This window comes from Burkholderia anthinoferrum (genome assembly GCF_002925705.1).
In the GTDB taxonomy this organism is placed as follows: domain Bacteria; phylum Pseudomonadota; class Gammaproteobacteria; order Burkholderiales; family Burkholderiaceae; genus Burkholderia; species Burkholderia semiarida.
In genome coordinates, this window is the sequence record NZ_LFZP01000046.1 from 21,065 (window position 1) to 33,556 (window position 12,492).

The 12,492-nt window shown below is 61.9% G+C and carries 9 protein-coding genes and 1 pseudogene; 6 read left to right on the top strand and 4 right to left on the bottom strand.

Annotation, left to right across the window (positions count from 1 at the left end; all coding sequences use genetic code 11):
- Positions 1-189 precede the first annotated feature (189 nt).
- Entirely contained in the window at positions 190-948 is a 759-nt protein-coding gene (locus tag C5F75_RS17775; protein WP_099317835.1) for a DeoR/GlpR family DNA-binding transcription regulator, read from the top strand.
- A gap of 105 nt (positions 949-1,053) precedes the next feature.
- Positions 1,054-2,835 carry a phospholipase D-like domain-containing protein gene (locus C5F75_RS17780; RefSeq protein WP_104012495.1) on the top strand — a complete coding sequence of 594 codons (1,782 nt, stop codon included), beginning with the start codon at positions 1,054-1,056 and terminating at the stop codon, positions 2,833-2,835.
- A gap of 54 nt (positions 2,836-2,889) precedes the next feature.
- Here the strand turns inward: C5F75_RS17780 and C5F75_RS17785 are convergent, their stop codons facing one another.
- From C5F75_RS17785 to C5F75_RS17795, 3 genes are all read right to left on the bottom strand, one after another.
- Positions 2,890-3,564, bottom strand: coding sequence for a TetR family transcriptional regulator (locus tag C5F75_RS17785; protein ID WP_059643544.1), 675 nt, complete (start codon positions 3,562-3,564; stop codon positions 2,890-2,892).
- A 105-nt stretch (positions 3,565-3,669) separates the two neighbouring features.
- Entirely contained in the window at positions 3,670-4,938 is a 1,269-nt protein-coding gene (locus C5F75_RS17790) for an NAD(P)/FAD-dependent oxidoreductase (RefSeq protein WP_104012496.1), read from the bottom strand.
- A gap of 138 nt (positions 4,939-5,076) precedes the next feature.
- Positions 5,077-6,657 carry an amino acid permease gene (locus tag C5F75_RS17795; RefSeq protein ID WP_104012497.1) on the bottom strand — a complete coding sequence of 527 codons (1,581 nt, stop codon included), beginning with the start codon at positions 6,655-6,657 and terminating at the stop codon, positions 5,077-5,079.
- 633 nt (positions 6,658-7,290) lie between these two features.
- On the opposite strand from C5F75_RS17795, the gene amaB reads away from it, so the two are divergent.
- Together amaB and C5F75_RS36795 are read left to right on the top strand one after the other, a co-directional pair.
- Positions 7,291-8,802 (top strand): L-piperidine-6-carboxylate dehydrogenase, encoded by a 1,512-nt coding sequence (amaB, locus tag C5F75_RS17800; protein ID WP_104012498.1) that lies wholly within the window; start codon positions 7,291-7,293, stop codon positions 8,800-8,802.
- Positions 8,803-9,182: 380 nt separating this feature from the next.
- Positions 9,183-9,737 (top strand): hypothetical protein, encoded by a 555-nt coding sequence (locus tag C5F75_RS36795; protein WP_179231793.1) that lies wholly within the window; start codon positions 9,183-9,185, stop codon positions 9,735-9,737.
- Between the two features lie 23 nt (positions 9,738-9,760).
- Here C5F75_RS36795 and C5F75_RS17805 read toward each other — a convergent pair.
- Positions 9,761-10,071 (bottom strand): annotated as a pseudogene (locus C5F75_RS17805) (transposase domain-containing protein); the annotation flags it as partial.
- Positions 10,072-10,576: 505 nt separating this feature from the next.
- Between C5F75_RS17805 and C5F75_RS17810 the strand changes: the two are divergent.
- Positions 10,577-11,200: a hypothetical protein gene (locus C5F75_RS17810; RefSeq protein WP_226094230.1), complete on the top strand. Its 624-nt coding sequence runs from the start codon at positions 10,577-10,579 to the stop codon at positions 11,198-11,200.
- A gap of 662 nt (positions 11,201-11,862) precedes the next feature.
- Entirely contained in the window at positions 11,863-12,492 is a 630-nt protein-coding gene (locus C5F75_RS36380; protein ID WP_143328761.1) for a hypothetical protein, read from the top strand.

The following is a 12,492-nucleotide window of genomic DNA, read 5'->3' on the forward strand; positions in this document are numbered from 1 at the left end:
CGGCGAAACGCCAAGTGTAGCAACCGGCGCCGCGCCGATTCGCGCGCGCCCGGCAATACTGAATTTCGCTTTCGGGCGACGCGCGCGGCCGCCGCCCGGCCGCATTCCCCGGCGCGGTCAAATGGTCGTCAAACGACCGTAATACAATGGCCGGCTTATCCATTACCAGTCGCCTCGGGCGCACACGCGATGCTGGCGGAACAACGTCATCAATACATCCTGTCGGAGCTTGGACGCTCGGGCGCGCTGTCGGTCGCGGAACTCGTCCGTTCGCTCGACGTGTCGCGCGAAACCGTGCGGCGCGACCTGAACGCGCTGGCCGCGCGCGGCCTGCTCGTGATGACGCATGGCGGCGCGCTGGCCGCGGATCGCCGCGAGCCGAGCCTGTCCGAGCGCGAAGCCGCGAACGCCGACGCGAAGCGCACGATCGGGCGGCGCGCGGCCGAATTCGTGCCCGACGATGCATCGGTGCTGATCGATTCGGGCAGCACGCCGCATGCGGTCGCGCTGGCGCTCGCCGACCGGCACCGGCTGTCGATCTACACGAACGACTGGCGCACCGCGTTCGTGCTCGCGCGGCGCAACGGCAACCGCGTGACGCTGCTCGGCGGCGAGCTGTCCGACGACGAGGACGCCACGTTCGGGCTCGACACGATCCACCAGCTCGCGCAATACCACGTCGATTTCGCGTTCGTCGGCGCCGGCGGCATCACGCCCGACGGCGAATGCACCGACTATTCGCGGCTCGCGGCAGAAGTGCGCAGCCGGATGATCGCGGCGGCGGGCACGGCGATCATCGTCGCCGACCATTCGAAGTTCGGCCGCGTGACGCCGGTGCGGATCAACGGCGCGTCGGCCGCCCGCTATCTCGTCACCGAACGCGCGCCGGACAAGGCGGTGCGCCGCGCGCTGACCGCTCGCGGCATCGAGCTGCTCGTGTGCGACTGACGCGCGTCCGACATACAAGGTTCATCGAACGGTCATCGTGCCGGAAGAACCGCCGTCGACACTGACCCATTCACCTCGACCGGCCGTCAGGCCAGGGAGCAACGAATGGCCGTCAGCGTGCGCAGCTATCTTTCCCCCACCCTCGTCCTGCTGGCTTTCGACTGGCCCGATGCGGCGTCGCGCGCCGATTTCCTCGGCTTCGCGATCCGGCGCACGCCGGGCTTCTGGGCGGCCGACGGCAAGACGCGTGCGCCGGACAGCTGGCTGCCCAACCGCCTGACGTTCGACGGCCCGGCCGCCGACACGCAGGGTGATGCGCCGACCGATCAGGCGCCGATCCAGAAATTCATGTGGTGGGACGCGCGCATCGATCCGCAGGACCGCGGTGCGTCGTTTCGCTACGACGTCTTTCCGGTCGTCGGCACGCCGGCGAACCTGCAGGTGCTCGACGCGCAAGCCGGCGCGTGCGACGTCGTGCTGCCCGCGCACGTCGAGGACGGCATCGGCACGTGGTTCAACCGCGCGGTGGTCAGCTCGCAGGCGTTCGCGAAGCAGGTCGCGGCGCTCGGCCTCGCGCCGAACGAGGCGCCGAGCGCCGCGCAGGCGCTGAAGCTGCGCACGTGGCTCGCGAACGACATGGAGCAGGTGTTCGCTCAGATGCTCGATCCCGCGTCGCGCGCGGTGTCGGCCGTCTATCACCTGACCGACACGCTGTGGGCGCTGCCTGCATTCGCCGCGTTCGGGCGCCGGCATGGCGAAGCGTCGCTCGCGATCGTCTATGACGCGCACACGACGGCGCGCAAGGGCAAGCCGCCGCTGCCGTCGCCGAACCAGCCGGCCGTCGATGCGCTGCAGGGCCTCGCGACGCTCGCGCCGCGCGACCGGACGCACATCATGCACGACAAGTTCATCGTGACCGATGCGCGGTCGGACCCGGCGCCCGCGCGCGTGCTGACGGGTTCCGCGAACTTCACGACCGAGGGGCTCACCGAGCAGGCCAACGTACTGCATGCGTTCGACTCGCCCGCGCTCGCCGCGCTGTACAACGAGCGCGCCCTCGCGCTGGCCGGGAATCCGTCGATTGCGGAAACCGCCCGGCTGTCGCCCGGCTGGTCGGCGCCGATGACGATCGGCAGCGCGCAGGTACGCGTTGCGTACTCGCCGGAGCCGGCGGGGCAGCGTACCGAGATCGATACGATCGTCGCCGCGATCGCGGCCGCGAAGCATTCGGTGTCGTTCTGTCTGTTCATGCCGACCGACGCGGCGCTGCGCGATGCGTGCTTCGCGGCCGGCGACCGCGGGCTGATGATGTTCGGCCTGGTGAACCGGATCAACGTTGGCGGCGCGACGAAGGCCGATGCCGCGCGGCAGGCCGGCCAGCCGCTCGATGCGGCGGCGCTCGCGAACCTCGAGCTGTACCACCGCAGCCGCGACAACCACGACGTGATCGACGCGTCGTATTTCTCGCCGGCCACCGTGCCGCAGGGGTTCGAGCCGGAGTTGCGGCTCTTCCCGGGCGAGCCGGCGCCGGCGTTTCCGCCCGTCGTGATCCACCACAAGTTCATCGTGATCGATGCGGAGGGCGCGAATCCGGTCGTCTATACGGGCTCGGCGAACATGAGCCGCAATTCCGAGCAGTACAACGACGAGAACCTGCTCGAGATCCGCGACAAGCAGATCGCGGCGATCTATCTCGCGGAATTCCTGCGACTTTACGAGCACTATCGCGCTCGCGCATTGGCGATTCGTGCGAAGCGGCGCGGCACGGGCGCGCATGCACGGCTCGCGCTCGCGCCGGATTCGAGCTGGGCGAAGAAGTATTACGTGGCGGGCAGCCCGGAAGAGAAGGCGCGGATCGCGCTCGCGTCGACCGCGCCGACGGACTGATGCGCCGACGTGCGACGGGCGCGGCGCGCGCGCGCTCCGACGGGTTGCCGTCGCTTACGCGGCGACGTAGCGGAGCACCGCGTCGGCGATCGTGTCGCGATGCCGCGCGCGCAGGCGCGGCGCCGACGGATCGCGGCCGAATGCGGCGCCGAACGTGTAGCGGTTCGCCACGCGATGGAAGCAGAACGAGCTGATCAGCAGGTGCAGGTCGTATGCGTCGATGTCCTTGCGGAACGCGCCGCTGGCCGCGCCGCGCTCGACCAGTTCCTCGAGCGTCTTGATGATGCTGACGTTGCGGTTCTTGAACGACTTGAGCTGTTCGAGATATTTCGCGCCGTGGATGTTCTCGATCGACACGAGGCGGACGAAATCGCGATGCTTGTCGTGATAGTCGAACGTGAATTCGACGAGACGGCGCATGCCTTCGCGCGGCTCCATGTCGCCGACGTGCAGTTCCTGCTCGAATGCGCGGATGTCGCCGTACACCTTCTCCAGCACGGCCTCGTACAGGCCTTCCTTGCTTTCGAAGTAGTAGTAGAGCATCCGCTTCGTCGTGTTCGTGCGCTCGGCGATCGCGTCGACGCGCGCACCGGCGAGGCCCATCGCGGAAAATTCCTGCGTGGCGACCTCGAGGATGTTGCGCTTGGTTTGCTCGGGATCGTATTTGCGCCGCGCATCGGACGCAAGCGCGCGGGGGGCGGACGTGGCGGCCTTGCTTCCTGCTTTCATGTGACTTTGTTGTGGTTCGCGGCGGCTTGGAAAAGGCATTCTAGCATGCGGAAAATGCCCGCCCGGCCGACCTTCCGCTCTAATCGGCAAGGCCGTCGCGGGCGCTCAGCGGCGGCACGACGCGAGCGCGTCGCGGGCCTGATACGCCGTATACGCAAGCTGCGCGGCGGCGAGGCCGGCCAGCCCGAACGTGCGCGTGAGCCCGAACGCGGCGAAGCCGTCCGGCACCGGCCGGCCTTCGGCCAGCGCGGCGGCGAGCGTCTCGCCGGCCACCGTGGTCGGCGCCATCCCGTGGCCGCCGAAAGCGATCGCGTGCCACACGCCGTCGGCGTCGCGGCCGATCTGCGGCATCTTGTGCCGCGCGTAGCTCATCAGCCCGCCCCACGCGTAGTCGACCTTCACGCCGTCAAGTTGCGGATACACGCGCAGCAGGTCGCGCCGCAGCAGGCGCGCGATCGCGTCGGGGCCGCGGTCGAGCACGGAGATCCGGCCGCCCCACAGGATCCGCGTGTCCTTCAGCGGACGGTAGTAGTCGAACGCGAAACGCGTGTCGTAGATCGCGTACGGCGCGTCGATCGCGTCGGGCAGGCGCGTGCCGAGCGGTTCGGTCGCGATCACGTAGGTCGCGATCGGCAGCACCGCGCGCTCGATGCGCGGCGACACGCCGCGCGCGTAGCCGCCGCCGGCGAACACGACGTCCCTCGCGCGCACCGTGCCCTGCGCCGTGCGCACGACGTAGCCGGCGCCGTCGCGCGCGATGCCGAGCGCGGCCGAGCGCTCGAACACGCGGGCGCCGCCGCGCGACGCGGCCGCCGCGACGCCGAGCACGTACTTCAGCGGATGGAAATGGAATGCGTTCGGCTCGAACAGGCCGCCGTAATAGCGCCGCGTCTTCAGCCGCTCGCGCAGCGCGTCGGTCGGGACGGGTTCCCAGTCGACGCCGAGCTCGTCTTTCATCAGCGTGCGCACGCTGTCGAGCCGCGCCGGATCGTCGAACCAGTTCGCGAGCATCACGCCCCGGTCGACGATGTCGCAGTCGATTCCGTAGCGGGCGATGCGCGCGCGGATCAGGTCGACCGCGTCGACGGTGAGCCGGTACAGCCGGCGCCCTTCGTCGCGGCCGAGCGTGCGCAGCAGGTCGGCGTTGTCGAGGCTGTAGCCGCCGAACACGAAGCCGCCGTTGCGGCCCGACGCGCCGAAGCCGACCCGCTCGCTGTCCAGCACCACGACATCGTGCACGCCGCGTTCGACGAGGCCGAGCGCCGTGCACAGGCCGGCGAGGCCGCCGCCGACGATGCAGACCTGCGTATCGATCGTGCCGGTCAGTTGCGGGTAGGGCTGGCGGGAAACGGTGGCTTCGTAGAAGTTCTGCATGCGTGTTCGGTGACTCGTGACGGCGGAAAAACGGGCGGCGCGTCGATCTTGCCTGAACGCGCGCGCCGCGTCGAATGGGGTTTTCAGCGCAGCGGGCCGGGCGCCGCGAAGGGGTGGCCGCTGGCGCGGTACCGGGCGTCAGGCGCCCGGCGTCGGGTTGACCGGGCGGGCAACGTAGGCCGGATAACCGGCGTCGGCCTTTTCGGCTGCTTCATGCGCCGCGTTGCGTTCGATCCACGGCGCGATTTCCATGTCCTCGTAGCGCACCAGGCGGCATTTGCGCACGAGTGCGTAGCCGAGCCAGATCGCGAGGAAGAACGGCAGGCCGATGTAGGTCGCGGCGACGCCCGTCCAGTCGATCCTGTCGGCGAGGAACGCGTGGTAGTCCTGGCCGAGCGCGACGACCGCGCACAGCGCGAACGCGAACAGCGGGCCGAACGGGAACCACTTCGACCGGTACGGCAACTGGTCGAGCCGGTAGCCCTGCTTAAGGAAGCCCTTGCGGAACCGGTAGTGGCTGACCGCGATGCCGAGCCACGTGATGAAGCCGGCCATGCCCGACGTGTTGAGCAGCCACAGGTACACGGTCTTGTCGCCATACAGCGACGTGAGGAAGCACAGTGCGCCGACGGCGGTGGTCGCATACAGCGCGTTGCGCGGCACGCCGCCCGGCGACAGCTTCGCGAAGAGTCTGGGCGCACGACCCTCGACCGCGAGGTTGTAGAGCATCCGCGTCGACGCATACATGCCCGAGTTGCCGGCCGACAGCACGGCCGTCAGGATCACCGCGTTCATCACGCCGGCCGCGAACGCGAGGCCCGCGTGGCGGAACACGAGCGTGAAGGGGCTCACGCCGATATCGGTCACGTCGCTCTTCAGCAGGCTCGGGTCGGTGTACGGAATCAGCACGCCGGTCACGAAAATCGCGAACACGTAGAACAGCAGGATGCGCCAGAAGATCTGGCTCACCGCGCGCGGAATCGTCGTGCGCGGGTTTTCCGATTCGCCGGCCGCGACGCCGATCATCTCGGTGCCCTGGAACGAGAAGCCCGCGATCATCGCGACGCCGAGCATCGTCGCCCAGCCGCCGACGAACGGCGCGTCGCCGGTCGTGAAGTTGCCCCAGCCGGCGCTCGGGCCGCCCTGCATGATCCCGAAGATCATCAGCAGCCCGACGCCGACGAACGCGAGCACCGTCAGCACCTTGACCAGCGCGAACCAGTATTCGGCTTCGCCGAAGCCGCGCACCGACAGCGCGTTGAGCGCGAAGATCAGCGTGAGAAACAGCGCGCTCCACCAGACGCCCGGCACGTGCGGGAACCAGTAATTCATCACGAGCTGCGCGGCGACCAGTTCCACCGCCAGCGTCACGGCCCAGCTGTACCAGTAGTTCCAGCCGAGCGCGAAGCCGAAGCCTTCGTCGACGAACTTCGCGCCGTAGGTCGCGAACGAGCCCGACACCGGCATGAACGCGGCCATCTCGCCGAGGCTCGTCATCAGGAAATAGACCATCAGGCCGATCACCATGTACGCAAGCATCGCGCCGCCCGGCCCGGCCTGCGAGATCGACGCGCCGGACGCGACGAACAGGCCCGTGCCGATCGAGCCGCCGATCGCGATCATCCGCAGATGGCGGGCCTGCAACGCACGGTGGAGGGACGGCTTCGCGGGCGGCGAGCCGGACGGGCGGGACGAATCGGGGCGGGCATCTGAATGCATGGCGGGCGCTGGGCGCTGTCTCCGGGATTGTTGTTCGGTGACGAAGCGCGACGCGTTGCCGGCCGCGGGCCGGGCAGCGGTGATGCGGGGCGAAGCCGGCCCGCTGAGCCGGGCCCTGATGCGTGCGCCTTCGTCGGTCGTCCGGGCGCCGTAGTGGCGGCCGGCGGCACGCCGGGTGCGTTGCACCTCGACGTCGCACCGATTGTGGGTGCGGGGTGCGCGGGCGGGCAAACGATATTTCCGAACAGGGTGATGCGGGATGATCATCAACTACTGTCGCGGCGCGACGCGTCCGAGCACCCGTCCACGAGCTTTGGAAACGTCCGATATCGGAGCACGAACGGACGCGGCTGCCCGACTGACTTCTTGCGTTTTGGGAATGAAGTCGTGAGTTAATATCAATAGCGGCCCGACTTGTGGCCATCGACAATGTGTTTCATGGATCGTGCCTCGCGAGGCCGGGGCGCGCCGTCCGGGCGGGCTTTCGGCGGCGGCGCAGCGCGATGCGCCGGATGGCGCATCGGGCCCGCCGCGCGGCGCATCCGCTTGCACGAGGCGCTCGAACGCGCTCCAATCGAATCACGCGGGCGGCGCTGCCGCCGCACCGATCAATCTGTCCCTGAAGAGGAAGTGATGCAATTCAACGACATTCTTGCCGCGCTCGACATCGATCTCGCCCAGTGGAAAGGCAATGCGCTGACCGCGCGTTCGCCGCTCGACGGCGCGACGCTCGCGACGCTGGCCGTCGACACGCCCGCCGACGCCGAGCGCAAGATCGACGCCGCGCACGACGCGTTCCTCAAGTGGCGCACGGTGCCGGCGCCGGTGCGCGGCGAACTCGTGCGCGTGTTCGGCAACGTGTTGCGCGAGCACAAGGCCGAACTGGGCCGCCTCGTCACGCTCGAGGCCGGCAAGATCACGTCGGAAGGGCTCGGCGAAGTGCAGGAAATGATCGACATCTGCGATTTCGCGGTCGGCCTGTCGCGCCAGCTTTACGGCCTCACGATCGCATCGGAGCGCCCGGGCCACCGGATGATGGAAACGTGGCACCCGATCGGCGTGTGCGGCGTGATTTCGGCGTTCAACTTCCCGGTCGCGGTGTGGGCGTGGAATGCGGCGCTCGCGTTCGTGTGTGGCGATTCGGTCGTGTGGAAGCCGTCCGAGAAGACGCCGCTCACCGCGATCGCTTGCCACGTGCTGCTCCAGAAGGCGCTTCGCGAGTTCGAAAAGACGCATCCGGGCGTCGCGCCGGCGGAGCTGAGCCAACTGGTGCTCGGCATGCGCGATGTCGGCGAGGTGCTGGCGGCGTCGAAGAAGGTGCCGGTCGTCAGCGCGACGGGCAGCGTGCGGATGGGCCAGGAAGTCGCGAAGGTGCTGAGCCAGCGCCTGGCACGCGGCATCCTCGAACTCGGCGGCAACAACGGGATGATCGTCGCGCCGAGCGCCGACCTCGATCTCGTCGTGCGCGCGGTCACGTTCGCGGCGGTCGGCACGGCCGGCCAGCGCTGCACGACGCTGCGTCGTTTGATCGTGCATCGCAGCCTCGTCGAGCAACTGCTGCCGCGCATCGAGAAGGCCTATGCGTCGGTGAAGGTCGGCAACCCGCTCGAGGAAGGCACGCTGGTCGGCCCGCTGGTTGATCGTGCGTCGTTCGACGCGATGCAGAAGGCGCTGGCCGATGCGCGCGAGCAGGGCGGCGAAGTGAAGGGCGGCGAGCGCGTCGACGTCGGTCATGCGGATGCGTACTACGTGCGTCCGGCCATCGTGCGGATGCCGCAGCAGTCGGCGGTGGTCGAGCGCGAGACGTTCGCGCCGATTCTGTACGTGATGGTCTACGACAACTTCGACGACGCGATCGAGCTGCACAACGCGGTGCCGCAAGGCTTGTCGTCGGCGATCTTCACGAACGACATGCGCGAGGCCGAGCAGTTCATGTCGGCGGCCGGCAGCGATTGCGGGATCGTCAACGTGAACATCGGCACGAGCGGCGCGGAAATCGGCGGCGCGTTCGGCGGCGAGAAGGAAACGGGCGGTGGGCGCGAGTCGGGTTCGGATGCGTGGAAGGCGTATATGCGCCGGGCGACGAATACGATCAACTACAGCCGGCAACTGCCGCTGGCGCAGGGGGTGAAGTTTGATGTTTGATGCACCGTGTCGTGAACACGTATCGTGTGCTGACTGTACATAGCGACTGACAATACGTCGGTCTTCAGGTTTAGCGGAAAAGCCGGCCAGAGTGCCGGCTTTTTTATTTTGGCGGTATTGATTGGCTCGTGGGTCTATAGAGTAGATCGACTGGTGGTGGGTACATATAGATCAGCTAATTCAGGACCGTAAGACGTGGGTCAGACAAGTACGGAATTGTTTTCCGTGTTTCGTATATGTATGAAAATTAAGCGTTTGCTTGTTTTCTTTCAATTCTTTCTATATTTTTGAGGGGTCGATGTGGCTTTGAGGGACGTAAATTAAGGCCGATTGTAGGGTGAGGCCTCTTTGCGAGTATAAGAATTCTGGCGAAGCAATCTATGAATGAATTGAAAGGCCTTCTGAGGTATTACCGCTACTGTCCGCGAATGTTGGCTTTGCATTTCGTCTCCGCTCTGATGGCATGGTTTGCTCCCGATGACATATTGGTGCAATACCAGACGCTCGGAAGGTTTGTGTCCTATATGGCGAATATATTTCCAGTTATAGGGGAAGCGATTGAGAGGTCGGTGTTTCCTGAGGTGACCGGATTGTATTTTTCGATCATGTATGTGTTTCTGCCGCTGAGAATCATTGATTCAACTAGGGCATTTTATGCGGATAGGGATAGGACATTTGAAATAATTAGAGGATTTTTCTGGAAAAGAATTTTTGCTTCAATTGGAGTCGTTATTTTCTTTGGGTTTGGGATCGTGGCGGTATTGTTTGGTCGGCCGTACTATGAAATTAACATCATTCCTATTTCAAATTCTAGATTTTTTCTTGGGCTTGTCGGGCCATTATTTGCGGGCGGTGTTGAGGCATTCGGTGTTGCAGTAGGTTTTGTATGGGTTTTTATTTTTGTCTCATGGGTGTCGTCGAAAATGAGGGGGTAAAAATGGCACGGAATGAACCCGATAAGCCGGGCCGCGGGCGCATCGCCGGGCCTGGGCGTGCTTGAGCGACGGTGCTCTTGCTGACGAACGTGCCCTCGTTGGCAAGACCAGATCGAATCTATCGACCACCTCGCTGGTTGACCAGTGCCGGTAGATTGCTAGCGCGATGACCAGCCACACCAGTTGTTCGGCCGGTAAGCACCGCCGACGAATGCCGGCCGCGCCCGCCGCTTCGATGGCCTGTTCGATCCAGTTATGTGGCAGATGCTTTGCTGAGTCGACTGAGGTCGGCAGGTGCGGTATCCAGTAGAAAGGTCAGGTGGTCGTTCAGCATCGCTGACCAAGTTAACAGTTTGCCGCTCCGTTTACAACTCCAACGATAAATTTACTACTCCAACGATAAAACAAAAATACCTTTCAGGTTTTGACTGAACGGCATTGCTACCACAGCGCCGGCTTTTTTGATTTTTTGCGGTATTGATTGGCTCATGGGTCTATAGAGTAGATCGACTGGTATTGTGAATGTGTAAAGGGCAGCTAATTCGGGGTTGTAAGGCGTGGATCAGACAAGTACGGAATTGTTTTCCTTGTTTCGTATGTGTATGAAAAATTAATCGTTTGCTTGTTTTCTTTCAATTCTTTCTATACCTTTGTGGTGTTGTGCTCGGTGACGGGTAAGGTACGGCAGAAAACGGATTTTCATGTGGTTTTTGGGATGACATTGATATTTCGAATTATGAAATTACGCGAATCTGAGCAGAAAGAAGTATTGGCGTCGAGCGATTGATGAATGAGTAAGAACTGGTTGGGGTGGCTTTAATATGGGTCGCCAATGTTGAATGGATTGGAAAGTAAAATTAATGGGACGTGACTCAATATTGAAAAAGGAAACTGATTCGAATGAATCTCGAAGTATTGTTGGTGAAATAATTGGAATTTATAAATTCAGTCCGGTTATTCTGGTATTGCATGTCGCCGGTGTAATCGTAGCTTGGCTTGCGCCGGAGGATGTGCTGGTGCAATGGCCCTTTCTGGATGTGATTGTAGCCGGCGTCGGCAAAGTATTTCCTTTGATATTCGGTGCTGTTGAAAAGTCAAAATTCCCCGACGTCACTGCACTCTATTTTGCACTGATGCTTGCCGCGTTCCCTTTTAGGCTTCTGGTCGGATTTCGCTTGCTTTATGCTGGTCAGGCTAAGGGGAGGGAAACGTATGAAAGATTGTCGATGGCAGGGAAGGCAAAGGTAATTTTTGGGGCTCCGTTTTTCCTTTTATGTGGGATTTTTGTTTTGGTTGAGGGGTATTACTACGAATTTAATTTCATTCCAATTAGTGAGTCTCGATTGTGGCTTGGCTTGGTGGGGCCATTGTTCGCCGGCGGTGCTCATATTATGAGTATTTCTCTAGGTCTTAGTTGGATTTGGTTTTTTATGACCAGAATTTTTTCATCGAAAGAGGAGTGATTCATGGCTTGGCATGAACTTGATGAGTGGGATGGGCTGGGTTCGCCATGGGAAAGGAATTAAATTCGCTGCAATATGGTTCCGCTCAGATGGGGTAAGTGTCGAACAATGCGGTGTGTCTTTCTACGGGTCCTGCTGCGTGGGTCCAATATGCGAGTACGATGTGGCAGAGCTTGGATGAGTTGAGTAACGTAACAATCAGCACGTTGGATAGCATTGTTTGTAGCCGACTTGATGTTCAACTTTTGAATTACGTTGAGGTCGCACGGCGGATCTTGGAAAGATGGCTTGTTTTCCAAGATCGCATAGGAAGCGGAGCCTTCGTCTCCAAATTGACGTCGGGATTCTGGTGAAAATTGGGCGGAATTGTTAGCGCGGCCGTGGCCACCGCTTTACGACCGCCATCCGTTTCCTTCTTTATGTTGAGATTAGCCTGCGTGGGGGATGCTATTGGGAGACTTAACCGACGGTGCTCGGCAGGAATATATCGCATACTCGGACAAGTACGGAATTATTCTGTCGTTTCGTATGCGTACGGAAGTTAAGCGTTCGCTTGTCTTCTTTCAATTATTTCTATATCTTCGTGACATGGCATCGTGCGGTTCAATAGTGTGATGTAGGGATAAGTGTTGATGTTGTGTATATATTGATTAGATCTACGTATGAAATATGAAGCGGATCAAGATGGCTTGCCATTGCTGCCAGAGGATGGTCGACGTCATGGCTTAGCATTGGGGGGCGTGAGGAAGATTTTTGTTTTGCTCGTGATTTCGTTTTTTGTCTCTGCGTGTGCGATTAATTCAGTGGAGGATTACCCGGTTCGGTCTCCAAAGATTTTTTTGACGGATATCAAGACTGTTGCAGATTCTGGCGATCTTGAGAATGTCGAGTTTGTTGCGAATCGACTAAGGATTGACTACAGAGTGGACCCACGGCAGCCAGTTAGCGATAGCAAGGGAGTGATTGAGGGGTATGGGGTTGATGTGAAACGCATGGCATCCTCTAAAGAATACAGGAAGACGAGAGGGTTTGACTATGGAATATTCTGGCCTATGGGGAGAGGTTTCTATAGGGCCGGGTTGTCGCTCCCCATTGATAGCAAGGAAATATGTATAACACCGAGCGATCTGTTCGAGATATTTGATAATGTTGAAAAATATCCGGTTTCTCACGGGACGTGGTGGGCATATATATATGAAAAGAAGGATGTGAATACCAGGGCGGTTTTTTCGATTGATCGTGGTGGTTGTATTAGTGGTGTTTATATTTCGATGAATCGTGGGAGAAAGTGA